Source organism: Micromonospora sp. NPDC000663 (assembly GCF_042898105.1).
GTDB lineage: Bacteria > Actinomycetota > Actinomycetes > Mycobacteriales > Micromonosporaceae > Micromonospora.
Genome location: NZ_JBIAYR010000001.1, coordinates 90036 through 114152, shown reverse-complemented (window position 1 = coordinate 114152; position 24117 = coordinate 90036). Strand labels below are relative to the sequence as shown.

Genomic DNA, 24117 nt, shown 5'->3' with positions numbered 1-24117 from the left:
GCGTCGTCAAGGAAGCGGGAGGGGTCGTCAGCGGTGAAGAACCCGGCCTTCGAGCTCGTCGCGGAGGCGGTCGATGCCGGCTCCCGTGCGCGCGGAGACCGGGACGGCGTCGGGGTGGACCCGACACAGCGCGTCGACCCACTCCCCGGGCGCTACGTCGATCTTGTTGAGGACCAGGAGCTCGGGAACGTCGCGTGCACCTATCTCGTGCAGTACGCCGTGCACGGTGGTGATCTGGTCCAGCGCGTCGGGTGCGGAGGCGTCGACCACGTGCAGGGCCAGGTCGCTGCGGGTGACTTCCTCCAACGTCGAGCGGAAAGCGTCGACGAGCTGGTGTGGCAGGTGCCGCACGAAGCCGACGGTGTCGGTGACGGTGTAGGTCAGATCGCCGGTGCTGATCCGGCGGACTGTCGGGTCCAGGGTGGCGAACAGCACGTCCTGGACTTGGGCGTCGGCGCCGGTCAGCCGGTTGAGTAAGGCCGACTTGCCCGCGTTGGTGTATCCGGTGATCGAGACCGAGGGCACCTGGTTGCGGGCGCGCCGGCTGCGGGTCCTCTCGCGGCGCCTGGCGAGTTCCGAGGCGCTACGGCGCAGTCGGGTCGCCCGCTGCCGCAGCGTGCGGCGCTGGGTCTCCAGCCGCATCTCACCGGGACCCCGCACCCCGGTGCCGGTTCCTCCGGCCGTTCGTCCACCCCCGACGCGCGACATCGTCCGCCCGCCACCGCGCAGGCGGGGCAGCTGGTACGCGATCTGCGCCAGCTCCACCTGCACCCGGCCCTCGCTGGTTCGGGCGTGCTCGGCGAAGATGTCCAGGATCAACGCGGTGCGGTCCACGACGCGTAGGCCGACCCGCTCCTCCAGGTTGCGCACCTGCCCCGGGGTCAGTTCACCGTCGGCGATCACCAGGTCGGCGTGCGCTCGTTCGGCAAGCGCCGCCAGTTCGTCGACCTTGCCGGAGCCGACGTAGGTCGCCGGGTCGGGGTGTGGACGGCTCTGCACCACCTCGTCCGCGACGGTCAGCCCGTCGGTCGCGGCGAGCCGGCGCAGCTCGGTCAGGGAGGTCTGGGAGCCGGGCCCGCTGTCGGCCACGCCGTCGTCGCGTACCGCCACCAGGACCGCCGTGGGATTTTCCCCCGCAGCGCTGGCCTCCGGGCCCAGCAACCAGGATCCCGCCATCGTCCCACCTCACCTCGTCTCGGATGCCCACCTACCCTCACTCCGGCCGACCATGCCCGGTGGATCACGCCGGTCCCGCGCCGAGGGCACGCGAAACCACTGATATCCCGCCCCGACCGCCCACCGGGTGGGAGCCGCGGGCGATTGCCCCAGCGACCCCACGGGTATGGGATGAAGGAGCAACCGTGCAGTGGCGGATGCCTGCACCGAGGAGGAGCGGTGGCGGACGACAGCAGCAGACGAGAGCGGCTTCCGTCAGGACCACCGAGCACCGGTACCGCGTTGGACGGCGTCGCCGTTCGGCTCGGCGAACTGGCGCGGAGCCTGCAGGGAGAATCCAGCCTGCAGGGCACCCTGGACGCCGTCGTCCTCGCCGCGGTGGCCACCGTGCCGGGCGCCTGGCAGGCTGGGATCTCCGAGGTCGAGTCGAAGCAGCGGGTCCACACGACGGCGGCCACGGCGGAGTTGGTCCGTCAGGTGGATCAGGTGCAGTACGACACGGGCGAGGGCCCCTGCCTGACCAGTCTCTACAACGAGGAGACGGTGTGGCTGCGGAATCTGCCCGACGAGACCCGATGGCCGGCGTTCACCCACCGGATCGCCAACCTCGGAGTGCGCAGCATGCTGTCGTTCCAGCTCTACGTCGACCGCGGCAACCTAGGGGCGTTGAACCTCTACTCCGCCGACCCGGACGCTTTCGGAGACGAGTCCGAGCAGATAGGGCTGCTGTTCGCCGCCCACGCGGCGGTGGCGATGGCCGACGCGCAGACGATGGCGCAGCTCTCCCGGGCAGTGCTGCTACGCGACCGGATCGGGCAGGCCAAGGGCATTCTGATGGAGCGGCACCACCTCACCGAGGAGCAGGCTTTCGCCCTGCTGGCGCGGGTCAGCCAGAACACCAACGTCAAGTTGGCCGAGGTGGCCCGCAACCTGACCGAGACCGGCGACCTGGAAGCACGCTGAGCGGAGGATGGCGTGGTCCGGGCACAGCCGACGGTGCTCAGGACGGCAGCACCCCGGCCGCCAGGCGGCTGCCACCTCGTCGGGATCACCGGTCCGGACCAGCGGGGGCTCGTGCTCTGACCGGCCACGTCAGCGACTGGCGGTCACGTCGACGGTCGGGCGTTTGCGGGGCCCACGAAAGAGCTGAAGAGCGCCCAGCTCGGCGGCTCGCGCCTGCTGTGCCGGTCAGCGACACGGGCGTGGTCGGCGTGGGAACGGTCGACGGCACCGCTGCGCTGGTGGCCGACACCGGCCCGGACCCGATCCTCGCCGGCCAGCCGGCCGGCGTCGTTCCGACCCTGGGTGAGGCCGACGGCCAGCGCCGTCGCCACCAGAGCCGCGACGGCGCCGGCGACCCGTTAGGGGACTGTCACCGTGCCGCCTGGAAGGCACGCCCGACCACTGTCACGTCGGCGCCACTGCGGAACAGCCCGGACCGGTCCTTGTCGGTGGCGGGCAGACCGAACCAGGCGTAACGCTGCACGTACGGGAGTTGACCCAACATGGTGGTGGCCGCCGTGAGGAAGGCGGCCTGCTGCTCCTGGCTGGGGAACTGCTGGCCGCCACCACCGAAGCGGATAAGCGCGAACTCGGTGAGCCAGATCGGCTTGCGGTACCGCTGGTACACGTTCTGGAGATACCTCCGGAGCTGGTCGACGGCGGTGCTGGTGGTGAAGTCGGCGCCGAACCAGTGCAGGGTGACGAAGTCGACCCGGTGCCCACGGGCCTGCGCGCCGGACATGAAACGACCAAGCCAGCCCTGCGGATCGTCACCGCCCCAGGCCACGGCCGGGCTGCCCAGCCTGCTGCCCGTGGCCATCAGCCGTGGCCACAGGTCCAGCGCCTGCTCAACTGTCAGGTTGGACTGGTCGGGCAGGTCCGGCTCGTTGAACGTGAGCAGGTACGGCCCGGCCGCTCGGGCCCGGGCCAACTCGGGCGCGGTGACGTTCTCCGCGCCCCGGATCATCGGCACGAAGGTCACCCCCGGCGGGGTGGTGATGCCCTGGTGTTCGGTGCCCCAGGTGTAGTACCAGTCGGCCCTCGAACCGGCCAGCGCCCGGCTGACCCCGTCGAAGGCCCACACCCCGACGCCCTTGCGCGCCGAGCTGAGCGCGGGCGCGACAGGGGCCCGTGACGACGGCCGCACGCCCGGCGTGGGCGTGACGCCCGGAGTGGCGACGGCGGCGGGTGCCGCCGACGGCGGGGCGGCCCACGAGGGTGTCTGCGGGTCGTCCGGCCGGACCACCACGAGCGTGGTGATGGCCAGGACGACGGCGGCGGCCCCGACGGCGAGCGCCGGGAGCAGGCCCCGGGGCCGGTTCAGCGCGAGGTTGACAAGCGCGTTCCCGCCGTCGCCGTCGGTGGGCACCCCACCGGCCGGGGTCGTTCCGGCGGCACCCCCGGTCGCCGGGTCCGGGGACTGGTACGCGGCGACCGGCGAGGCGACCGGGGCGGTACCCGGCAGGTGCGCGCCCAGGCCGGCCGGCAGCGGCAGCATCGGCAGGCCGGCGAGCAGCCGGTCGATCGGCAGGAGGCTCGTGCCCAGCCGTGCGCAGACCGCGCAGTCCCGCACGTGCCGGGCCAGCCGTTTGCGCCACAGTGGATTGGGGACACCGTCCCACTCGTCGGTCACGGTACGCAGGTCCGGGCAGCCCGGGCGCGCCCGTAACGCACGGACCACGGCGCGGGCCGTCTGGATCTGGTCCTTCATCCGGTGCACACGCACCGCGACGTGTCCCGGGGAGAGCCCGAGCGCGTCGGCGACCTCGGTCCGGTCGAGCTCGCCTGTCTCCTCCAGCCACCAGAGCGAGAGCAGCTCCTGATCGTCCGGGTCGAGCCAGCGGGTCGCCTCGGCGACCTCACGCCGCTGGTGGGTGAGACCCAACCGGAGGATCGTCGTCGCCGCGAAGTCGGAGCCCGGGTCGGGCACGTTGTGGATCGCGTCCAGCCCGGCGTCGCGACTGAGCGCGACACGTCTGCGCTGCTCCCAGTCGCGCACCTGGCGGATGGTGATCGCCACCAGCCAGGACCGGAACGCGGCCGGGTCGTTGAGCCCGGGCAGGTGCCTGATGACCCGTACCAACGTCTCCTGGACCACGTCGTCGACGTCGGCGTGGCCGCGCAGCGCACGCCCGACGATGTTGTAGACCAGCGGGAGCGAGGTCGCTACGACGTCGTCGAGAGCGCGCTTGTCGCCCTGGCGGGCGGCGGCGACCGACCCGACGTCGGGAAGTCCCCGACCGGCTGACGACATAGGTCTCACTCCTTCTGCGCTCATCGTCGGGGGTGGGCGTGGTGCGTGACCGCCCCTATCGGAGACGCTCGAGGGACTGCCGGATTACGAAATTCTCCGGGTCGACAGTGGGACGGATGCGACCCGGGGCGTCGTCGGGTTCCTCCGGCGACGCATGATGGTTGCCGACGCCGGGTAGGGTGCGGTGTGTCGGTGTCGCCGGGCGCTCGCCCGTGAACGAGACACCCTGATCGGGCGCCGGTGTGCACACCGATTCGTCACCAGGTCGTGCGGCGAGTTGCCGAGACCCGGGAACACACTCCCTTCGCGGAAGACAGGACTCCTGCATGACTTCGAATGACCACGATCGGTCCGCGTTGTTTCTCGCCACGTCGAACGGCGACGGGACCGAGGGGTCGGCGGTGACAGTCGACGGCAGCGAGGAGGCCATGCGACGACTCCGCCATCCGTTCGCGGTGACGCCGGCCCCGCCGGCCAGCACCACCGGGGACGACCCGGATCACCAAACCTGACCCGACGCACCCGCGCCATGACAGCGGACCATCCCACCAGCGCGACATCATACTTTCGGTTGGCCGTAGGTCAGTCTTTCGGGTAGTGTCCCGTTCATCAAGTGAACGACATGACGCGGTCGTGAGGCCCGTGCTCGTGGCCTGACGACAGCGCACTTCGCCCGCACGTGCGCCCCGGCGGCAGCCGGTTCGGAGATCTTCCGGTCGACCCGATCGACGGGCAAGCGCGGGAGGGACCACCCATGTCCACCACGATCGAATCGGCGACCAGCACACGCGTCGGCCAGCGAAGCACCAGCCAGAGCCCGGAGGACCTCCTGGCCATACTGGCTGTCACCCCGACCGACGATCCACGCCGACCGGCCCTGCGGGACCGCACCATCGAGGCGTGGCTGCCGCTCGCCCGGCACCTGGCACGCCGCTACGCCGGCCGCGGCGCACCCGACGACGACCTGATCCAGACCGCCGCGGTCGGCCTCATCAAGGCTGTGGACAACTTCGACCCCAGCCGGGGCGTCGACTTCAGCGGGTACGCCATCCCCACCATCATCGGCGAGATCAAGCGCTACTTCCGGGACCGCACCTGGGCCGTGCGGGTGCCCCGCCGCCTCCAGGAGCTGCGCATCTCGATAAGCGCGGCGAACAGCACCCTCACCCACACCCTCGGCCGCCAGCCCACGGTGGCGGACATCGCGTCTTACCTCGACGTGTCCGAGGAGACCGTCCTGGAAGGGTTGGAGGGCGCGCGCGCCTACCGGGCCACGTCGCTGTCCACGCCGATGAGCGACGACGGCAGCAGGGAACTCGGCGACACCCTCGGCGGCGACGACCACGAGTTCGACCTCGTCGACATCCGCGTGGCCCTCGGTCCCGCCCTCGCCACGCTGCCGGAGCGCGAACAGGAGATCCTCAGCCTGCGCTTCCACGGCAACCTGACCCAGTCCCAGATCGCCGATAAGATCGGCGTCTCGCAGATGCACGTCTCCCGGCTGATCACCCGATCGTTGGCGACCCTGCGACGCCACCTCTCGGACGACAGCGCCTCCTAGGAACAGGACGACGAATGACCCTGCACCTCGACCTCTCCGGCAGGACCGCCCTGGTCACCGGGTCGACCCAGGGGATCGGGGCGGCCATCGCCGCCGGCCTCGCCCGCGCCGGCGCGCGGGTGGCGGTCAACGGTCGTACCGCCGCCAGCGTCGCACGCGCGGCGGACGCGTTGCGCGGGGAGGTCACCGGCGCGGACGTGGTCGAGGTGGACGCGGACGTCTCCACCGACGAGGGGGCGGCGCGGACCCTCGACCTGCTGCCCACCGTCGACATCCTGGTCAACAATCTCGGCATCTTCGGGCCCACCCCCGCGCTGGAGATCTCCGACGAGGAGTGGCGTCGCTACTTCGAGGTGAACGTGCTGGCCGGCGTCCGGCTGACCCGCGCGTACCTGCCCGCCATGATGGAACGCGGCTGGGGGCGGGTGCAGTTCATCGGCAGTGACTCGGCGGTCGTCACCCCGACCGAGATGATCCATTACGGCGTCTCGAAGACGGCCCTGCTCGGCGTCTCCCGTGGCTTCGCGAAGGCCGCCGCCGGCACCGGCGTGACAGTCAACTCGGTGCTCGCCGGGCCGACCCACACCGGCGGCGTCGAGGACTTCGTCGCCGAACTCGTGGGCGACAGCCTCCCGTGGGAGGAGGCGCAGCGGGAGTTCATGCGGCTGCACCGGCCGCAGTCGCTGCTCCAGCGGCTGATCGAGCCTGAGGAGATCGCCAACATGGTCACGTATTTGGCCTCGCCGCTTGCCTCCGCCACGACCGGTGCCGCCGTCCGTGTCGACGGCGGGTACGTCGACGCGATCGTCCCGTGACGGCTGGTCGTCAGAACTGCACGACGTGACCCACCCGTGGCGGCGTACGGCCGGCGAGGACGTCGAGCCACGCCTCCCGTAGGGCCTGTGGCCCGGTGCCGACCTGGACGTCGAGCCACCCGTCCACCACCGCGGTGAACCTCCGCCACGCCTCGGTGAACCGCTGGTCGAGACCGTCGCGCCCCCAGTCCTTACTGCGTTTGCGCATCTGGACGGGCGCGAAGAACACCTCCTCGGCGGCCTCGGCGTTCGGCGTCTGGTTGGTGAGGCCGACGGCGATGTCCCGGATCAGGTGGTCGCCGAGGTGCTGACGCAGGGCGGCGCGGGTCGACGGCGCTCCGGACAGGTCGAGGTAGACGCTCGGGACGGTGTCGAGCGTGCCGATGTCGTCGTACGCGACGACCTGGTCGTAGCAGCCGAGCGACCTGGTGAACGCGAGGTTGCCGGGTGAGGTGAGCCCGACCAGGCGCGGGCCACGGCCGTGCAGTTCGGAGGCGGCGGCGTACGCGGTCTTGCTCGACGCCGACGACAGCAGCAACGACTCCGCGCCGTAGAAGCCGTTGTCGACGACCTGGTCGGCAAGCATGAACGAGGTGAAGAACAGCGGTCGGAACAGGATCAGCAGGTCCTCCTGGTCCGGCCGGTACGCCGGGTCGCCGCCAGTCGAGCGGTACGCGTTGTACGGCGAGGGCAGGTCGGCCCGGTGCGGGCTCGCGTCGCGGAATCCGGACGCGTCCACCCGGTCCGGCCGCACCAGCAGGTGGCCGGCGGGCGGCAGGTATCCGTACACCCGCTGGCCCACCTCCACGCCCGCGACTGTCGACGCGACCACCTCGGCGAAGCCCCAGAGCGGGGGAAGCCCCCACTGCTGCGTGAGTCCGCGTGGGCCTGGCGGGAAGAACTCCCAGTAGCGCATCGCGTCGCCGAGCACCGCGTAGGTGACGTTGTTGGCGGTGAGGCCGACGCGGTCGACCCGCAGGAGCACCTCCCCCTCGGACGGGTCGGCGGTCGCGCCATCGGCGAGCGTGCATCGACTGAGGTCCGCGCGGGCCACGGCGAACGTCCAGGAGGGAGCCATGGCCTGACGCTAGACAGCTCCGGGTACGCAGACAAGTGCACTGGGAGTGCAAAATCCCACTAGTTACGGTGACCCGGTGGCCAGCGCGCTGAGATCCCGCAGGTGGGCCAGCGGGGTGTGTGGGGGCCGCCATTCCAGGAACACCGCAGTGGCGTCGTCGTCCAGTTCGTCCTTCTGGTACGCGACGACGGCACGCACCAGCCGGCGCATCGTCTCCGGGCTGGGCAGACCGTCGTTCAGCGCGCGGTTGACGAAGTCGACGAGCCGGTCCAGCCCGAACTGCTCGCCCTCGGCGCTCCGCGCATCGGTGATGCCGTCGGTGTACGCGAGGATCCGGTCGCCGGGGTGCAGGTCCTCCACGTGCACCCGGGGGCGTCGGCCCGACAGGTGACCCAGGCCGAGCGGCAGCGCGGTCGGCCCCGGCAGCTCCCGGATGGCCTTGCCGTCGCGCAGCAGCATCGCCCCGGGATGACCAGCGTTGATCATCCGTAGTCGTCCGGTGGTCCGGTCCAACTCGGCGAGCAGCCCCGTCGCGAAGAGGTTCGGATGCTCCGACCGCACCCACCTGTCGATGCTGATGGCGGTGTCGACGAGGTCGAGACCGCACCGGCGGGCGTTGCGGTACGCGCTGACCACAAGCGAGGCCAGCGTGCTCGCCTTGATGCCGTGCCCACACGTGTCGAAGAGCCCGACGCTGAGCACGTCACCGTTCAACGCGTAGTCGAAGATGTCCCCACCGACGTCGTAACAGGGCTCCAGGATGGCGGTGACCACCATGTCGTCGGTGGCGAAGGTCAGCGGCGGCAGCAGCCCCCACACGATCTCGGCGGCGACCTGCATCGGCAGCCGACGGCGCATCCGTTCGACGACGTCGCCGTAGAGCCGGCGGTTCACCAGGAGTTGGGCGACCGTGACCGCCACCTCCCAGGCCGGTCCCTCCGTGGCGGGGTCGGCGGCGGCCGGCGTGACGACCTCGAGCACGCCCATCCGTTCACAGCCGAGCAGCAGCGGCACCCAGATCCGGTCGGGACCGTCCGGGGCACGCTGGATGTCGAGGGTGGTGAACGCCCGGCCGGCGAGCGTCGTCTCGATCGGCTGTTCGTCCCGGGCGAGGCCCGCGCCGAGCAGCGGCACGAGCAGGGACTGCGTGTAGTCGGCCAGATAGACCACGATCTCGGTGGCGTTGATCGCCGACGCGGCACCGGTGATCAACGAAGGCAGGTCGTCCGGCCCGCCCTGGGGTGCGTTGAGCTGCAACGATCGCACCGCGTTGCCGGCGTCAACCACACTCCACCTCCCGCTTCCTCCGGCGACGGAGACGAGCAGACCGGGCCTCACCACCGTAGGAGCATGACGGCACCCCCGCCACAGCGGGCCGGCGCGGCGTGCTCACCCGATCGGCGGGCCGGGCAGCGCCACCCTCACGCGGACGGCGCGTCGGCGAGGTCAGCCGGGTCGAGGTGCAGGGTGGCGAGCAGACCGGAGTGCTTGGCCGGGTCGACCCGCTCCGGCAACTCCCGCTCGACCCAGTCGGCCCTGGCCTGCTGGCCGCGGTCGCGAAGTGCGCTGACGATCCTGTGCCTGGCGATTGTCACGTGGGTGCTCCCCTGGTTGGGCGTGCGGTCGTACGCGATGAACGGCGACGTGGAGAGATCAACACGACGATCGGCAACGCCCCGGACGGGCTGGTGGCGACGGCGTCGGCAGCCCCGGGCGACATGCCCACCGTACGCCCTCGTGGTGGGTCGTCGCGCCAGCGCCCTCGACCCGGCCGAGGTCAGGGCTCCAGCACGACCTTGCCCGCCCGGCTGTGCGCCGCTCGACGACAGCGACTTCGTCGTCGCCGCCGGTCCGGCCGCCAGCGAGACAATGCGCAGACGCTACGAGCGCATCCGCACTGCTCACTCCGACGGATAGAGACGGGCCGGATCAGCGGGCCGGACGCTGTCCGGGACATCGTCCCGCGTGCTCGCGGCGATCGAGCCGAGCAGGGCCAGCGAACGCGCCGACTCCGTACCGGGCTCGGCATGGTAGATCACCAGGAGCTGCCCGTCGGCACCGGCGACAGCGAGCTTGTCGCAGTACAGGTCGAGGTCACCCACCTCGGGATGGCGCAGCCGGCTGATCACGCCCTCCCGCCGACGCACCTCGTGCCGCGCCCACAGCTGGCGGAAGCAATCGCTCTTGAGTGACAGCTCCCCCACCAGCGCCGTCAACCGTGGGTCGTCGGCAGCCCCGCCCGAGTCGGCGCGCATCTGCCCCACCACCTTCTGCATCGCCTGCCGCCAGTCGCGGAACAGCTCCCGCTCAGCCGGGTCCAGGAACACCGCGCGGAGTCGGTTGGACCCCGGTGCGAGATTCGGAGACAGTGCCCTCGCCATCGGGTTCGAAGCCAGGATGTCGAGGTAGCGGTTCTGCACGAAGGCCGGCATGTCGAGCTGCCGCATCAGGTGCAGGATGCTGGCCGGCACCCGGTCGGCGGCCGGTCGGGCCGCCCGCCGCGACCGCGCACGGCTCAGCCCGATCATGTACGCGGTCGCCTCCGGGTCCAGTCCCAGCACCCCGGCGAGGGCATCGAGGACCTGCACCGACGGGTGCCGCTCGCGGCCCTGCTCCAACCGGAGGTAGTAGTCGGCGCTGATACCGGCCAGCATCGCCACCTCCTCGCGCCGCAGACCGGGCACCCGGCGCAGGCCCACACCGGGGCCGAGCCCGACGTCCTCGGGCCTGGTCTGCTCCCGGCGGGCACGCAGGAAGTCGCCGAGCGGGTTCGTCGCGTCCATGCCCACGACGGTATGCCGCTTCGCCAGCCGGTGACTGGTCGTGTCACTACCAGGAACAGCTCGCCCTGCCGCGCCGGCCGGGCACCGCGCACAGTCGTTCGGAGACGCATACCAACTCCGAATTCGGATAGAGGACGACATGAGCGAGAACCTGCCCGGCGGCGCCGTGACCCCCGCCGACGGCCTCACCCTGAGCCGGATGGGCTACGGGGCGATGCAGTTGGCCGGCCCGGGCGTCTTCGGCCCGCCCCTCGACCGCGACGGCGCCATCGCCGTGCTGCGCGAGGCGGTCGACAGGGGCATCCGGCACATCGACACCAGCGACTTCTACGGGCCGGTGGTGGTCAACGAGCTGATCCGCGAGGCCCTGCACCCGTACCCCGAGGATCTGCACCTCGTCACCAAGGTCGGCGCGCGACGCGGCGCCGACGCGTCCTGGATCCCGGCGCTGGAGCCGGACGAACTGAAGGCCCAGGTCCGGGACAACCTCAAGCACCTCGGCCTGGACGTCCTCGACGTGGTCAACCTGCGGATCGGTGTGGCGGAGGGCACCGGCGACGATCCCCTTTCCGAGCAGTTCGGCGCCCTCGCCGAACTGCGAAAGGAGGGGCTGATCCGGCACCTCGGGCTCAGCAACGTCACGCCCGAGCAGCTCACCGAGGCACAGGCCATCGCGCCCGTGGTCACCGTGCAGAACCTCTACAACCTGGCCAACCGCAAGGACGACGCCCTGGTCGACAGGTGCGCCGCGGAGAACATCGCGTTCGCGGCGTTCTTCCCGCTCGGCGGGTTCACGCCGTTGCAGTCCGACACGCTCAACGACGTCGCCGCACGGCTCGACGCCTCGCCGCAGCAGGTCGCCCTCGCCTGGCTGCTCCAGCGCTCCCCCACCACAGTGCTGATCCCCGGCACGTCGAGCGTGGCGCATCTGCGGGACAACATGGCCGCGGCCGACCTGCAGCTTCCGGCCGACGTGATCCAGGAGTTGAACGCCATCGGCGGGCCAGCCTAGGGCTGGTGCGGCCGGTTGCGGATGAGCGCGAGCGCGAGGACGGCGGTGACCAGGAAGACGATGCCGTTGACCCGCAGACCTGCCTGAACCCCTGAGGTCATGGCCTCGGCGATCGCCGACCGGACCGGATCGGGCAGCGGCTGGTTGCCTGTCGCGCCGGCGGCCACCGCCGTCCGCACGGCGGTACCTGTCGGTTCGCCGACCTGGTGTGCGGCTAGGCGGTCGGGCAGGTCGGCAAGCATCGTGGTGGTGAGCAGGGTGCCCAGCAGGGACGAGCCGAGCACGGAGCCCACCTGGCGGGCCGCATTGACCGCGCCGGAGGCCATGCCGGCCTGGGCGGGCGCGACGCTTGCCATCGCCGCCGCCGTGGCCGGGGCCACCACCAGGGCGCAGGCGGCACCGAACAGCACGAACAGCGCCCACCGGTGCGCGAACGTCGTGGTCGGCCCCTGGGCCGCCAGCCCGAAGCTGGCCACCGCGCCGAGGACCAGGCCGAGGGTGAGAGGCGCCTTGAATCCGGTACGGCGGATCGTCCGCCCGGCGGCGAACGCCACGAGCGCGTACGTGCCGAAGAGCACGAGCATCCGCCAGCCGGTGTCCAGCGGGCTGAGCGCCTGGGCACGTTCGTGGAAGAGGACGAGCAGGATCGCCACGCCTGGTAGGAGGTCCGCTGACTTTTGCTAGAGCAAGCCAGCAGCCGCCCAGTGAATCACCTGGCTAGCTCCAACGCAAGCCAGGTACGCTTGACGGCATGGAGGACCTCCGCGAAGACCGCGAATCCTGGTCGATGACGAACTGCTCGGTGGCACGGGCGATGGACGTCGTGGGCAGCCGGTCGACGATCCTGATCATGCGAGACGCGCTGCTCGGCACGCGCCGCTTCGACGACTTCGTCCGCAGGGTCGGCATCGGCGAGCCCGCCATGGCGGCCCGGCTCAAGGAGATGGTCGCCGCCGGCCTGCTCGAACGGATCCCGTACCGGGAGCCGGGCCAGCGCACCCGGCACGAGTACCAACTCACCCGCAAGGGCCGCGAACTGCTGCCCGTCATCACCGCGCTGCGCAACTGGGGCGACACCTGGAGCGCCGACGACGCCGGCCCCGCCATCATCGCGCGTCACCACGACTGCGGTGAGCCGGTCCGGGCGGTGCTCCGCTGCGAGGCCGGACACGACGTCGAGAGCGGCGACATCGACATCACCGCCGGCCCGGGCCTGATCCGCCGCGCCTGACGCCACGCGCCGGGCCCGCGATGGCGCACCTTCCGGGAACATGCCGGCTCCCGACGACGCGAGACAGCAACATCCCAGAAGGTGCGCGGATCTTGGCCGGTGCGCGCCGGCGGGCCGGGATGGTGCGGTGGCGGGCCGCCGGTCGACGGCCCGCCACCTGTCGGGTCAGAGGACGATCTGGTGCACCCGGTCGTCCACGCCGCGTACCGCCAGCCACGCGCTGCCATTGGCGCCGGCGGCGGCACCGGGCGCGCCCCGGAACGCGTCGGTGGCGAACTCACCGCGCCGGAACCAGCCGCCCCACGCGCCGTCGGTCAGGTTGCGCTGCCACAGCCGGTTGTCGGCTGCCAACGCGAACAGGTAGACCCGGCCGGACGTGGCGAGCAGGGTCGGGCTGCCACTAGTGGTGCCGCCCAGGTTGGTCCAGGCCGACCAGGTGGTGCCGGTCCGGCTGCGCCACCACACCTCGTCGGTACGGCTGCGGACGGCCACGTGCAGCACGCCGGCGTCGTCGACGACAGCGCTCGGCCGACCGTAGAACGGCCGGTCGTCGGGCGCGCCGACGCCGGTCCAGCCGCCGGTGGGCGTACGCGACCAGAGCTTGCCGTCCGCGCCACGGGCGACGAGCGTCCACTGTGTCGGGCTCGTCCAGGCAACAGTTGGCGCGTCGGTGAGCGTGCCGCCGAGGCTGCGCCACGGTCCCCACTTCCCAGCGACGAAGCTGCGCTGCCAGGCCGCGTTGTCGGTGCCCCGGACGAAGACGTCGATCCGCCCGTCCGCCGAGCCGTACGCCGCCGGCTGACCGAGGATGCGGCCGCCGACCGGGCCGCCGAGCGAGGTCCAGCCGGTGCCCCACGTCGTACCCGTGCGGGTATTGACCGCCAGCGCGCCCTGCGCGTCGCGGACGAAGGCGGTGGCGTGCGTGTCGTCCACCCGGACCAGCGCCGGGCTGGCGCTCGCGGTGCCGCCGAGGTTCGCCCCGGCGACCTGGTCGGTGCCGGTCAGGGCGAGCATGGCAACCCCGTGCGCCGGGACCTCGACTGTGTACGAGCCGGTGAACGGCTGGACTCCGGCGGTGCCGGGCTGGGCGTCCACGTCGGCCCGGGCCCACAGGTCACGGACCCGGACCGGGCCGCCGAGCGCGACGTCGGCGAAGGTGACGGTGATCTGCTGGGCGGTGTCGTGCCTGTTGAGCAGCGCGACGGCCCGTTTGCCGGAGCCGGTGAGCACCTTGCTCCAGACCTGCGCGTCGGTGCCGGTGTCGGCGACCTTGACGCCCTGGCGGACCAGCGGGTCCTGGTCGACCGCGATGATCTCCGGGTTGGTCAGCGCCGAGATCATCTCGGTCGGCAGGCCACGCGGGTCGGAGCCGATCACCAGCGGCGCGGCCATGATGGCCCACATGCCGAGCTGCATCCTCGACTCGTCAAGGCTCAGCTCGTACCCGCCGTCGGGCAGCGGACGCATCGGCAGCAGGTAGTCCGGGTCGTTGTAGTGCCCCGGCCCGGTGGCCGCCGGGTGGTACGCGTTGACGTCCATGTTGCGCAGCACCCACTGGTACGCCCACTGCGGCGTCGGGTCGGTCAGACCCACGTCGGTGTACGTCCGCCAGGAGTCGGCGACGGTCGGCGCGTACGTGTAGCTCCAGGTGGAGAGCTGCTCCGGGGTGTACGGGCCGCCACCCCAGTCGGAGCTGACCGGGTTGCAGATGTTCAGCAGCATCGGTCGAGGTGACAGGCGTACCGCCTCGGCCAACTCCCGGAAGGTGGCCTCCGGGTCCAGGCCGGCGGCCCGTCCACAGAGCCAGTCGGCCTTGAGGGCGTCGAAGCCCCAGCCGGCGAACTGGGCGACGTCTGCGGCGTAGTGGCCGTTGCTGCCGAGGCCGCACTGCCCCGGCAGGTACGGCCCGGCGTCGGTGTAGATACCTGCCTTCATGCCCCTGCTGTGGATGTACGCGGCAAGCGCGGCCATCCCGCCGGGAAAGCGGGCCGGATCGGCGACGAGGTTGCCGGCCTCGTTGCGCGGGGTGGGCGCGGCCCAGTTGCCGTCGATCCAGACGTAGGTGTAGCCGGCGTCCCGGAGGCCACTGTGGACCATGAAGTCGGTTACCGACCGTACTTCGGCCTCGGTGGGATCGCCACCGAGGCCGAAGTACGTGTTCCAGCCCTGGTAGGGCGTCGGGGCGAGCCCACTGTCGAAGTAGGCGGGCGCGCCCTGGTCCTCCGCGCCGCCGGCCGCCGGGGCGTGACCGGGGCGGCCGGGCCCGTGGCCGGCGGGCGGTGGGGCGGCGTGTGCCGGGCCTGTCTGCGGCGGACCGGCATGAGGTGGGCCGGCCACGGCCGGCATGGGGCTGACCAGGCCCAGGCCGAGAACGGCCAGGGTGGCGGTCAGCTGTCGGTTCAGGCGCATGGAGGTACTCCTGTCCCTCGGGGGTGGGGGCGGTGGTGCTCCGGCCTCAGTCGCGGTGCAGCACGATGAGGTCGGCGTCGTGGGTCGGGCTCCACTGCACGGGCAGGCCGACGGCGGCGAGGTGGCTGCCGGAGTAGTGCCGCTCGCCGTCGCGGTAGCGGGCGGTCGGGTCGAGCCCGCGCAGCGGCAGCCGCACCGGCCGGGACGGGAGCAGGCCGGCGCCGTCGAGCCGACCGGTGTGCCAGGCCAGGACGACCACCCGACGCTCGTCGGGCGAGGTGTACTGCACCGCGCAGCGCGCCTGGTCGGGGCCGCCGATCAGGTGCACCTCACCTGTCGTGACGACGTCCCGGATCTCCTTGTAGCGGGCGATCCAGCCGGCCGCCTCGGCCCGCTCGGCGGGGCTCCACGCGCGGATGTCCGCGCCGATGCCGAGCACGCCGGCCATCGCGAGGACGAACCGGAACGCGAGCGTCCGCGGGCGGGGATCGAACAGGCCTGGCGAGTCGGTGACCCAGGAGCTGAGCAGGTGCGGGGCGTTGGCGTGCAGGAAGCCGTACTGGATGGCCAGTCGGTCCAGGGGGCCGGTGTTGTCGCTGGGCCAGAAGACGTCGGCGCGGGCGGCCATGGCCAGGTCGGTCCGCGCGCCACCACCGGCACACGCCTCGACGAGCACACCCGGGTGGTCGTGGCGCAGCCGCTCGTAGATTCGGTGCAGGTTGGCCACGTGCGCGCCGTCCAGGTCGAGCGGGCCGACGCCGCCCGGACGTCCCGGCTCGGTACGCGGCCGGTTGAAGTCCCACTTCAGGTAGTCGATGTCGTACCGGTGCAGCAGGCCGTCCACTGTCGAGTGCACGAACTCCGCCACCTCGGGCCGGCCCAGATCGAGCAGGTACTGGTTGCGAACCTGGGTGAGTGGCCGGCCGTCGACGGAGTAGACCCAGTCCGGGTGCTCGGCGTAGAGGGCCGACGTCGGGTTGACGCACTCCGGCTCGACCCAGAGCCCGAAGTTCAGCCCGAGCGCGCGGACGTCGGCGATGAACGCGTCGAAGCCGGCGGGGAACTTCGCCGGGTCGGGCGTCCAGTCGCCCAGCCCGGCGGTGTCGTCGCCGCGGCCGACGAACCAGCCGTCGTCCACCACGAACGTCTCCACGCCCAGCTCGGCGGCGACCCGGGCCAGCGCCAACTGGCTCTGCGCCTCGACTGCGAAGTAGGTCGCCTCCCAGGAGTTGTAGAGCACCGGGCGCGGGGTGAGCCGGTCCCCGGCGAGCAGCCGCTGATGGGTGTGCCAGACCCGGGCCAGCCCGTGCAGGCCGTCCGGGCTGTACGCGCCGGTGACCACCGGCAGTGTGAGGCGGTCGCCGGCGGCCAGCTCCAGCGGGCCGTCGACCAGGTGGCGGCCGGCCCGCACCCGGGTCAGGCCGCCGGTGTCCCGCTCGGCGCTGATCTCCCACGAGCCGGTCCAGGCCAGGGCCATCCCCCAGGCCGCGCCGGCCGGGTCGGCGGCGTCCCGCACGGCCAGCCAGGGCACGTGCAGATGCCCGGGTACGCCCTGGGAGCTGCCGATGGTGAACGTGCCGTGGCCCAGCTCGATGTGGGAGAGCTGGAACTCCTGCGCCCACTGCCCCCACTGGTGGCTGAGCAGCGCGCCGTGCGGCGTCGGTACGCAGAAACCAGCCGAACCAGCGCGGACCACCCGTAGCGGGCCGGTGCCGTCGTTTGTCAGCTCGACCCAGCGCTGCACCACGTCCGTGCCGGCGGGCACCCGGTAGTGCACCGTGGCCCGCAGACCGGTGACCGGGTCGGCGAAGTCGACGGCCAGCTCCCGCCCGTCGGCGTCGGCACGTACGCCGGTGTGGGTGAAGCCCACCCGGCGCTGCCCGTTCGCGGTCTCCACCACCAGGTCCGCGCCCGTGAACGGGCGGTCCGCGTCGGTGGCGTACTCGACGGGGGCCGCGTCGCCGGGGGTCAGGAACGGGACCGGGCCGTCGTAGGCGACAGGCGACGGCCCGTCGGAGACGCCGTGCGGTCCCCACGCGACGAGTTCCAGCCAGCGGCCGTGCGCCGGCACGGTCACCGTGTACTCCGTGTGCGCGCCGCGCAGCGTCCACCGCCGCCCGGTCACTTGACCGCTCCGAGCGCCAGGCCGGAGACGAAGTGCCGCTGGAAGCGCAGGAACACCGCGACGGTGGGGACTGCCGCGATGACCGTGCCGGCGGCGATGACGTTCCACGACGACACGAACTGGCCCTGGAGGCCGAGCAGCGCCGGGGTGACAGGCATGTGGTCGTCGGTACGCAGCACGGTGATCGCCCAGAGCAGGTCGTTGAAGATCCAGGTGAAGGACAGCGCGCCGAGAGCGGCAAGCGCGGGACGGGTCAGCGGCAGCATCACCCGGGTGAAGATCTGCGCCGTGCCGGCCCCGTCGATGGTGGCCGCCTCCTGGATCTCGCCCGGCAGGTCCCGCATGAAGCCGTGCAGGACGAATGTGTAGAAGCCGAGCCCGAAGCCGACCTGCACCGCGATCAGCGCCCAGAGCGTGTCGTACAGGCCGGTCAGCTCGCTGAACTTGGCCACCGGGATCAGCAGGATCTGCGGTGGCAGCAGGTTGCCGGCGAGCATCAGCAGCAGGATGGTCCGCCGACCGGGGATCCGGAAGCGACTCAGCGCGAACGCGGCCATCGCGGCAAGCCCCAGGCTCAACAGCACCGACGGAACTGTGACGAGCATGCTGTTGATCAGCGCGCGCAGCTCACCGCCGTCGGTCCACGCCTGCCGGTAGGTGTCGAGCGTGAACGAGCGGGGCAGGCTGCCCACGCCGTGCGCGGCGATGTCGTCGAACGACCTGGTGGACATCAGCACGACCCAGATCACCGGCCCGAGCCAGAGTAGCGAGAGCAGGATCATGCAGGTGTGGAAGGCCCCGGTACGGAGCTTGTTCATCACGCCTCCTCCCGGAACGCGCGGACCAGGTAGCCGAGGATGACGGCAAGCGCGAGCACGAAGATCACGACGGCGATGGCGGAGGCGTAGCCCAGCCGCAGGCTCTGGAACGCTGTCGAGTACATGTAGGTGCTCAGCAGCTCCGACGAGTGGTACGGGCCGCCCTTGGTCAGCGACCAGACGATGTCGAACGAGCGCAGCGAGTCGATCACGATGACCGACAGGACCACCGCGTTGACCCCCCTGAGCTGGGGAATGGTGACGTGCCGCAGCCGCTGCCAGGAGTTGGCGCCGTCCATCCGCGCCGCCTCGTGCAGCGCGGGGTCGATCGCCTTCAACCCGGCCAGGAACAGCACCATCACGTAGCCGATCTGCCGCCACAGGGCCGGCAGGATCACCGCGTACAGGGCTGTCTGCGGATCGGCGAGCCACGGCCGGATCAGCTGCTCCAGGCCGACGGCCCGCAGCAGCGTGTCGGCGATGCCGTCGGGCTGGTAGAAGACCCGCCAGACCAGCGCGGTCACCACGAGCGAGAACACCACGGGGGTGAACAGGGCGGCGCGGTAGAAGCCGACAGCGCGTCGCTCCTTCTGCAGGACCAGCGCCATGCCGAAGCCGCCCAGCACGGAGAGGCCACCGAAGAGCACGAGCCAGATCACCGTGTTGACCAGCGCGCCCCGGAAGGTGGCGTCACCGGCCAGCTCGACGTAGTTGTCAGCACCGACGAAGGCCGGCGACGACATGCCGTCCCAGCGGGTGAGGGAGAACCAGAAACCCTGGAGCGCCGGCCAGAACACCCAGATGCTCTCGACCGCGAACGGCACCAGGACGAACGCCACAAGCAGCGGCGACAGTCGGGCCGACCGTCGCCGCCGCCGGGTGGGGGTGACCGAAGTCGTGGAGATCGTTGCTGTCACGTCAGCCCTTGAAGACCTTCTCGGCGCCGGCCTGCCACTCCCGCAGGATCGCGTCGATCTGGTCCGGCTTGTCGAGGAACTTGGTGAGCGCGGTGTCCGCGGTCGGCTGGAGCGCATCGCTGGAGTCGCGGTTGAAGAACTGGGTCAGCTCCTTGGCCTCGTCGAGCATCGCCTTGCCCTTGGCCACCAGCGGCGAGTCGGACGCCTTGGCCTTCGGGTTGGCCGGCAGCACGATGCCGGAGCTGGCCTTCACGTACGCCTCCTGGGCCTCGACGCCGGCCAGGTAGGTGAGCAGCGCCTTCGTACCTGTCGGGTTGGCGGTCTTCGCACTGGCGAAGAAGCCGTCGGTGGGCGCCTCCTCGGCCAGCGGCACCGCCGGGTCGATGATCGGGAACCTGAAGAAGTCCAGGTCACCGAGGGCGTCCTTCGGGGCGGCGTCGGCGAAGAACGTGCCGATCAGGAACATGCCGGTCTTGCCCGCCAGCAGGGCTGTGGTCGCCTCCTGGAACGGGTACGCCTTGCCCTTCGGGTCGAAGTAGGGCAGGGCCTCGCGCCAGCGGGTGAAGACCGCCTTGATCTTCGGATCGTCGAAGCGCTGCTTGCCGGCGAGCAGCTCGCGGTGGAACGGCGCGCCGTTGATCCGGATGTTGAGGTAGTCGAACCAGGCCGACGCCACCCACGGGGTGTCGCCGAGGCCGATGCCGATCGGCGGGACGCCCTTGCTCTTCAGCGTCTCGCACACCGCCAGGAAGTCGGTCCAGGTCTTCGGCTCCTGCACGCCCCACTTGGCGAAGTTGGACTTGCGGTAGAAGAAGCCCCACCAGTAGTTGTTCATCGGCACGAAGACCTGCTTGCCGCTGCCGTCGGTGGACAGGGTGCGCAGCGACTGGGGGTAGTCGCCCATCGACTTCCAGACCTCGGAGACGTCCAGCAGCAGGTTCTTGCCGGCGTAGTCGTTGGCGACCGAGCCCGCGTACCAGGTGTAGAGGTCCGGCGGGTTGGCCGAGGTGAGGTACGTCGGCAGCTGGGTGCGGAAGGTCTCCGAGGCGATCGTGTTGAGGCTCGCCGTGCCCTTGCCCTGCGCGTTGAAGTTCGCGATCAGCTTCTCCATCGCCGCCTTGGCCTGCGGCGAGGAGAGGTTCGACTGGATGGTGACGGCGCCCGAGCCGTTGCCCGTCGTCGGCCCGCTGGCGGAGCTGGCGCACGCGCTGAGGAACGAGCTGGCGCCGAGCGCGCCCAGGCCGGCGAGCCCGAGGTGGCCAAGGAATCGCCGGCGACCGGGGTCGAAGTCGCTCACGGAGGTATCCCTTCCTTTACGACACGCAGCGTCACCGCGCGATGTGTCGTCCATGTGAATGCTGTGACGAGAAGGTTGCATCGGCCGCCGCCGGCTGTCAAGATATCTTCGTAATTAATGATTAGACGAGATCAAGGCGAGGGTCACGTGGATCAGCCTATGCGCCGACTTGAGGGCAAGAACGCGCTGGTCACCGGTGCGATGGGCGGGATCGGCGCGGCCATCGCCCGGCGACTCGCCGCCGAGGGCGCCGCCGTCGCACTACTGGACGTGACCGACCCGGCCCCGCTGGCCGAGGAACTGACCGCACGCGGCGACCGAGCACTGTCCGTAATGGGCGATGTCAGCGACGAGGCCGACTGGACCGCCGCCGTCACCGCCGTACGGGCGAGCCTCGGCCCTGTCGACATCCTCGTCAGCACCGCGTACGCCGTGCAGGTCGCTCCGGCCCACGAGACCACCAGGCGGTCCTGGGACCACCAGCTCGGTGTCAGCCTCACCGGCACCTTCCTCGGCGTCCGCGCCTGCCTCGACGACCTGCGCGAGCGCGCGGGCGCGGTGGTGCTGATCTCCTCGGTGCACGCACTCGTCGGGTTGCCCGGCCGACCGGCGTACGCCGCGGCCAAGGGCGGCCTGGTCGCGCTCGGCCGTCAGCTCGCCGTCGAGTACGGCCCGCAGGTGCGGGTCAACACCGTGCTGCCCGGCCCGATCCTCACCGCCGCCTGGGCCGACGTGTCCGAAAAGGACCGCGGGCGCAGTGTCGCCGAGACGGTGGCGAAGCGCTTCGGCACGCCCGACGAGGTGGCCGCCACCGTCGCCTTCCTCGCGTCCCCGGACGCCTCCTACGTCACCGGCGCGAGCCTCGTGGTGGACGGTGGATGGACCGCGGTGAAAGCCTCGGCCTGAGAGATCGATACCGACCAGCGAGAAGGCCAGGAGAGCATTGGCACAGTACGCACGCCGCGGCGTCCACGGGCAGACAGTCGAAGCGATCGCCCGTCGCATCCTCACCGGTGAGATCCCCGCCGGCGCGACACTGAACATCGTCGCGTTGCAGGAGGAGTTCGACGTCAGCCTGACGGCGCTCCGCGAGGCGCTGAAGGTCCTCTCGGCCAAGGGCATCGTCGACGCGCGGCAGAAACGCGGCACCTTCGTCCGCCCCCGCGCCGACTGGAACCTGCTCGACGGCGACGTGATCCGCTGGCAGTTCGCCGAGGGCGCCGACCAGCGCCTGCTCGACCAACTGCACGAGGTACGCGCCATCATCGAACCCGCCGCGGCCCGGCTGGCCGCCAGCCGCGCCACCGACGACGACGTGGCCGCGCTCGACCGGGCGCTCGCCGAGATGGCCGAGGCCGACGGCGACCCGGCCGCCGCCGTCGCCGCCGACCTCGCCTTCCACCGTGCGCTGCTCGCCGCCACGCACAACGAGTTGCTGGAGCGGATGGAGGTGGTGATGGAGACCGGGCTCGCCGAACGGGACCGGCTGGTGCACGGCGGCGCCGCGCACGACGACCCGGTGCCGAGTCACCGCGCGGTGGTCGACGCGCTGCGCGAGCGGGACGAGTCGGCGGCCGAGACCGCGATGCGCGAGTTGCTGGACAAGGCCGTCCGCGACGTCGAGAAGGCACGGGGACGAAGGGGCAGTCAGTGAAGATCACGAGGATCGAGACCTTCCTCGTCGCGCCACGGTGGTTGTTCTGCCGCGTGGAGACCGACGACGGACTCGTCGGGTGGGGTGAACCGGTGGTGGAGGGGCGCGCCGAGGTGGTGCGCAGCGCCGTCGAGGTGCTCTCCGAATACCTGATCGGTGCGGACCCGCTGCGCATCGAGCAGCACTGGCAGGTGCTCACCAAGGGTGGCTTCTACCGTGGCGGTCCGATCCTCTCCAGCGCCGTCGCCGGCCTCGACCAGGCACTCTGGGACATCGCCGGACAGGCGTACGGCGCGCCGGTGCACGCCCTGCTCGGTGGGCCGGTACGCGACAGGGTGCGGATCTACTCGTGGATCGGCGGGGACGAGCCCGACGAGGTGGCCGACGCCGCCGCCGCGCAGGTCGCCGCCGGTCTCACCGGCGTCAAGATGAACGCCTGCGGGCGGCTCTCGCCCATCCCCACCTCCGCCGAGGTCGACGCGGTCGTCGGCCGGGTCGCCGCCGCCCGGGAGGTCCTCGGCCCCGACCGGGACATCGCGCTGGACTTCCACGGCCGTGCCGGGCTGGCCGCCGTACGCCGGATCCTGCCCGAGCTGGCACCGCTGCGCCCGTTCTTCGTGGAGGAGCCGGTCCTGCCCGACCAGGCCCACCACCTGCACGACATCGTCGCCAGCACGCCGATCCCGGTGGCCACCGGCGAACGCCTCTACGGCCGCTCCGAGTTCCTCGCCCCTTTGCAGGCGGGGGTCGCCGTCGTCCAGCCGGACCTGTCCCACGCCGGTGGGATCTCCGAGGTCCGCCGGATCGCCGCGCTTGCCGAGACGTACGGCGCGCTGCTCGCCCCGCACTGCCCGCTCGGCCCGATCTCCCTGGCGGCCAGCCTCCAGGTGGCCTTCGCGACGCCGAACTTCCTGATCCAGGAGCAGAGCATCGGCATCCACTACAACGTGGGTTCCGAGTTGCTGGACTACCTCGTCGACCGGGAGCCGTTCCGGTTCGTCGACGGGCACATCGTCCGCTTCGACAGGCCCGGGCTGGGCATCACCGTGGACGAGGCGGCGGTCCGCGAGGCCGCGCAGACCCCGCACGCCTGGCGCAACCCGGTGTGGCAGCACGCCGACGGGTCGTTCGCCGAATGGTGACCGGTGCGGAGGCGGTGCCGCTGCGCGTGGCGTACGACGCCGCGCACGGCGGCCGGTGGACGAGCCTGCGCGGTGGCGACCGCCAGTGGCTCTGGCGCGGCCCGCATCCCGGCCGCAACGAGGTACGCCCCGACGACACGTTCGTCGACGCCGGCGGCCTGGAGGAGTGCCTGCCCACCGTCCGTGGCCTCCCCGACCACGGCGAGGTGTGGTCGCGCCCCTGGCGCAGCACCGGCCCCGGCACCGTCGTCGTCAAGCGGCCGACGTTCGTCCTGACCCGCCGGATCAGCGACTCCGACGGCGTGGTGGTCGCCGACTACCGGCTGTCCGCAGACCCGGGGTACCGGTTCGTGTGGGCCGCGCACGCCCTGTTCGGCCTCTCCCCCGCGGCTCGCCTCGTCGCGCCCACCGGCACGCCGACCCGGCTGCACCCGGAGGCCGCCGCGCTGCTGCCACCGGGCACCTGGCCGGCCGGCGCCCCGTGGCTCACCGGGCCGTGGCCGTCCCCGGCCGGCCTGACCCTGGACACCCTCGGCGCGGACGACGGCACGGCGGTCGGCGCGGTGCTGCTCGACTGCCCCCGCGTCCAGGTGGTCGACGAGGCCGACCGGCTGACCCTGGAGCTGGAGTGCGACGGTCAGCCCCGCAGCACCGCCCTCTGGCGCAACCTGGGCGGCTGGCCGGCCGACGCCCCGTACCGCAGCCTCGGGATCGAGCCGATGCTCGGCGCCACCTTCGACCTGGCCGACGCCGGCCCCGCCGACGCGGCGGTCGTCCCGCCCACCGGTGAGGTCGCCTGGCGACTCGTCATCTCCGCCCACCGCTTCCACTGAGGACACCCGG

At 71.6% G+C, this 24117-nt stretch carries 23 protein-coding genes; 10 read left to right on the top strand and 13 right to left on the bottom strand.

Annotated elements, in window-relative coordinates; translation table 11 throughout:
• Nucleotides 1-27: 27 nt before the first annotated feature.
• Complete coding sequence (gene hflX / locus ACFY1S_RS00545; protein WP_387111170.1) at nucleotides 28-1176, bottom strand: GTPase HflX; 1149 nt, start codon at nucleotides 1174-1176, stop codon at nucleotides 28-30.
• Between the two features lie 219 nt (nucleotides 1177-1395).
• Here hflX and ACFY1S_RS00540 point away from each other — a divergent pair, with 219 nt between their 5' ends.
• On the top strand, nucleotides 1396-2139 hold the full coding sequence (locus ACFY1S_RS00540) for a GAF and ANTAR domain-containing protein (protein WP_387111167.1): 744 nt from the start codon (nucleotides 1396-1398) through the stop codon (nucleotides 2137-2139).
• A 143-nt stretch (nucleotides 2140-2282) separates the two neighbouring features.
• On the opposite strand, the gene ACFY1S_RS00535 is transcribed toward ACFY1S_RS00540, so the two are convergent.
• Nucleotides 2283-2510 carry a hypothetical protein gene (locus ACFY1S_RS00535; RefSeq protein ID WP_387111164.1) on the bottom strand — a complete coding sequence of 76 codons (228 nt, stop codon included), beginning with the start codon at nucleotides 2508-2510 and terminating at the stop codon, nucleotides 2283-2285.
• Between the two features lie 38 nt (nucleotides 2511-2548).
• Nucleotides 2549-4432 (bottom strand): sigma-70 family RNA polymerase sigma factor, encoded by a 1884-nt coding sequence (locus tag ACFY1S_RS00530; protein ID WP_387111157.1) that lies wholly within the window; start codon nucleotides 4430-4432, stop codon nucleotides 2549-2551.
• A gap of 326 nt (nucleotides 4433-4758) precedes the next feature.
• Between ACFY1S_RS00530 and ACFY1S_RS00525 the strand changes: the two genes are divergently transcribed.
• The 3 genes from ACFY1S_RS00525 (at nucleotide 4759) to ACFY1S_RS00515 (ending at nucleotide 6808) form a co-directional block, all read left to right on the top strand.
• Nucleotides 4759-4944, top strand: coding sequence for a hypothetical protein (locus ACFY1S_RS00525; RefSeq protein ID WP_387111154.1), 186 nt, complete (start codon nucleotides 4759-4761; stop codon nucleotides 4942-4944).
• 242 nt (nucleotides 4945-5186) lie between these two features.
• Nucleotides 5187-5993 carry an RNA polymerase sigma factor SigF gene (locus ACFY1S_RS00520; RefSeq protein ID WP_387111151.1) on the top strand — a complete coding sequence of 269 codons (807 nt, stop codon included), beginning with the start codon at nucleotides 5187-5189 and terminating at the stop codon, nucleotides 5991-5993.
• Between the two features lie 14 nt (nucleotides 5994-6007).
• Complete coding sequence (locus ACFY1S_RS00515; protein WP_387111148.1) at nucleotides 6008-6808, top strand: SDR family NAD(P)-dependent oxidoreductase; 801 nt, start codon at nucleotides 6008-6010, stop codon at nucleotides 6806-6808.
• Nucleotides 6809-6818: 10 nt separating this feature from the next.
• Here the strand turns inward: ACFY1S_RS00515 and ACFY1S_RS00510 are convergent, their stop codons facing one another.
• The 4 genes from ACFY1S_RS00510 to ACFY1S_RS00495 form a co-directional block, all read right to left on the bottom strand.
• Nucleotides 6819-7886 (bottom strand): DUF2855 family protein, encoded by a 1068-nt coding sequence (locus ACFY1S_RS00510; RefSeq protein ID WP_387111145.1) that lies wholly within the window; start codon nucleotides 7884-7886, stop codon nucleotides 6819-6821.
• Between the two features lie 63 nt (nucleotides 7887-7949).
• The gene (locus tag ACFY1S_RS00505) at nucleotides 7950-9227 is read right to left on the bottom strand and encodes a PP2C family protein-serine/threonine phosphatase (RefSeq protein WP_387111142.1); all 1278 of its coding nucleotides are present in this window, start codon (nucleotides 9225-9227) and stop codon (nucleotides 7950-7952) included.
• 80 nt (nucleotides 9228-9307) lie between these two features.
• Complete coding sequence (locus ACFY1S_RS00500; protein WP_364368663.1) at nucleotides 9308-9481, bottom strand: hypothetical protein; 174 nt, start codon at nucleotides 9479-9481, stop codon at nucleotides 9308-9310.
• 306 nt (nucleotides 9482-9787) lie between these two features.
• Entirely contained in the window at nucleotides 9788-10669 is an 882-nt protein-coding gene (locus ACFY1S_RS00495; RefSeq protein WP_387111138.1) for a helix-turn-helix domain-containing protein, read from the bottom strand.
• Between the two features lie 139 nt (nucleotides 10670-10808).
• On the opposite strand from ACFY1S_RS00495, the gene ACFY1S_RS00490 reads away from it, so the two are divergent.
• Nucleotides 10809-11681 (top strand): oxidoreductase, encoded by an 873-nt coding sequence (locus ACFY1S_RS00490; protein ID WP_387111135.1) that lies wholly within the window; start codon nucleotides 10809-10811, stop codon nucleotides 11679-11681.
• Here the strand turns inward: ACFY1S_RS00490 and ACFY1S_RS00485 are convergent.
• Nucleotides 11678-12334: an MFS transporter gene (locus tag ACFY1S_RS00485; RefSeq protein ID WP_387111132.1), complete on the bottom strand. Its 657-nt coding sequence runs from the start codon at nucleotides 12332-12334 to the stop codon at nucleotides 11678-11680. The two genes, ACFY1S_RS00490 and ACFY1S_RS00485, sit on opposite strands and share 4 nt — an antisense overlap.
• Nucleotides 12335-12432: 98 nt before the next feature.
• Here ACFY1S_RS00485 and ACFY1S_RS00480 point away from each other — a divergent pair, with 98 nt between their 5' ends.
• The gene (locus tag ACFY1S_RS00480; RefSeq protein ID WP_387111129.1) at nucleotides 12433-12912 is read left to right on the top strand and encodes a winged helix-turn-helix transcriptional regulator; all 480 of its coding nucleotides are present in this window, start codon (nucleotides 12433-12435) and stop codon (nucleotides 12910-12912) included.
• A gap of 165 nt (nucleotides 12913-13077) precedes the next feature.
• Here the strand turns inward: ACFY1S_RS00480 and ACFY1S_RS00475 are convergent, their stop codons facing one another.
• Genes ACFY1S_RS00475 through ACFY1S_RS00455 form a run of 5 tightly spaced genes read right to left on the bottom strand, consistent with a single transcriptional unit; the run spans nucleotide 13078 to nucleotide 20478 of the window.
• Entirely contained in the window at nucleotides 13078-15321 is a 2244-nt protein-coding gene (locus ACFY1S_RS00475; protein WP_387111126.1) for a glycoside hydrolase family 27 protein, read from the bottom strand.
• Between the two features lie 46 nt (nucleotides 15322-15367).
• Nucleotides 15368-17446: an alpha-galactosidase gene (locus ACFY1S_RS00470; protein ID WP_387111123.1), complete on the bottom strand. Its 2079-nt coding sequence runs from the start codon at nucleotides 17444-17446 to the stop codon at nucleotides 15368-15370.
• Complete coding sequence (locus tag ACFY1S_RS00465; protein ID WP_387111120.1) at nucleotides 17443-18264, bottom strand: carbohydrate ABC transporter permease; 822 nt, start codon at nucleotides 18262-18264, stop codon at nucleotides 17443-17445. Before ACFY1S_RS00465 ends, ACFY1S_RS00470 begins: the two co-directional genes overlap by 4 nt.
• Nucleotides 18264-19181, bottom strand: a complete 918-nt coding sequence (locus tag ACFY1S_RS00460; RefSeq protein WP_387111117.1) for a carbohydrate ABC transporter permease — start codon at nucleotides 19179-19181, stop codon at nucleotides 18264-18266. Before ACFY1S_RS00460 ends, ACFY1S_RS00465 begins: the two co-directional genes overlap by 1 nt.
• A gap of 1 nt (nucleotide 19182) precedes the next feature.
• On the bottom strand, nucleotides 19183-20478 hold the full coding sequence (locus ACFY1S_RS00455; protein WP_387111114.1) for an ABC transporter substrate-binding protein: 1296 nt from the start codon (nucleotides 20476-20478) through the stop codon (nucleotides 19183-19185).
• A gap of 159 nt (nucleotides 20479-20637) precedes the next feature.
• Between ACFY1S_RS00455 and ACFY1S_RS00450 the strand changes: the two genes are divergently transcribed.
• The 4 genes from ACFY1S_RS00450 to ACFY1S_RS00435 are packed head-to-tail and all read left to right on the top strand — an operon-like array spanning nucleotide 20638 to nucleotide 24107.
• On the top strand, nucleotides 20638-21384 hold the full coding sequence (locus ACFY1S_RS00450) for an SDR family NAD(P)-dependent oxidoreductase (protein WP_387111111.1): 747 nt from the start codon (nucleotides 20638-20640) through the stop codon (nucleotides 21382-21384).
• A gap of 37 nt (nucleotides 21385-21421) precedes the next feature.
• Complete coding sequence (locus ACFY1S_RS00445) at nucleotides 21422-22132, top strand: FCD domain-containing protein (protein ID WP_364368696.1); 711 nt, start codon at nucleotides 21422-21424, stop codon at nucleotides 22130-22132.
• On the top strand, nucleotides 22129-23274 hold the full coding sequence (gene dgoD, locus ACFY1S_RS00440) for a galactonate dehydratase (protein ID WP_387111107.1): 1146 nt from the start codon (nucleotides 22129-22131) through the stop codon (nucleotides 23272-23274). Before ACFY1S_RS00445 ends, dgoD begins: the two co-directional genes overlap by 4 nt.
• Nucleotides 23268-24107: a hypothetical protein gene (locus tag ACFY1S_RS00435; RefSeq protein ID WP_387111104.1), complete on the top strand. Its 840-nt coding sequence runs from the start codon at nucleotides 23268-23270 to the stop codon at nucleotides 24105-24107. Before dgoD ends, ACFY1S_RS00435 begins: the two co-directional genes overlap by 7 nt.
• Nucleotides 24108-24117 lie beyond the last annotated feature (10 nt).

Bases quoted from the DNA above. Each gene is read 5' to 3' on its own strand.
- ACFY1S_RS00530 (WP_387111157.1), bottom strand. From the start codon at position 4,432: ATGTCGTCAGCCGGTCGGGGACTTCCCGACGTCGGGTCGGTCGCCGCC.
- ACFY1S_RS00435 (WP_387111104.1), top strand. From the start codon at position 23,268: ATGGTGACCGGTGCGGAGGCGGTGCCGCTGCGCGTGGCGTACGACGCC.
- ACFY1S_RS00450 (WP_387111111.1), top strand. From the start codon at position 20,638: ATGCGCCGACTTGAGGGCAAGAACGCGCTGGTCACCGGTGCGATGGGC.
- ACFY1S_RS00520 (WP_387111151.1), top strand. From the start codon at position 5,187: ATGTCCACCACGATCGAATCGGCGACCAGCACACGCGTCGGCCAGCGA.
- ACFY1S_RS00495 (WP_387111138.1), bottom strand. From the start codon at position 10,669: ATGGACGCGACGAACCCGCTCGGCGACTTCCTGCGTGCCCGCCGGGAG.
- ACFY1S_RS00480 (WP_387111129.1), top strand. From the start codon at position 12,433: ATGGAGGACCTCCGCGAAGACCGCGAATCCTGGTCGATGACGAACTGC.
- ACFY1S_RS00525 (WP_387111154.1), top strand. From the start codon at position 4,759: ATGACTTCGAATGACCACGATCGGTCCGCGTTGTTTCTCGCCACGTCG.
- ACFY1S_RS00515 (WP_387111148.1), top strand. From the start codon at position 6,008: ATGACCCTGCACCTCGACCTCTCCGGCAGGACCGCCCTGGTCACCGGG.
- ACFY1S_RS00490 (WP_387111135.1), top strand. From the start codon at position 10,809: ATGAGCGAGAACCTGCCCGGCGGCGCCGTGACCCCCGCCGACGGCCTC.
- ACFY1S_RS00475 (WP_387111126.1), bottom strand. From the start codon at position 15,321: ATGCGCCTGAACCGACAGCTGACCGCCACCCTGGCCGTTCTCGGCCTG.
- ACFY1S_RS00465 (WP_387111120.1), bottom strand. From the start codon at position 18,264: ATGAACAAGCTCCGTACCGGGGCCTTCCACACCTGCATGATCCTGCTC.
- hflX (WP_387111170.1), bottom strand. From the start codon at position 1,176: ATGGCGGGATCCTGGTTGCTGGGCCCGGAGGCCAGCGCTGCGGGGGAA.
- ACFY1S_RS00510 (WP_387111145.1), bottom strand. From the start codon at position 7,886: ATGGCTCCCTCCTGGACGTTCGCCGTGGCCCGCGCGGACCTCAGTCGA.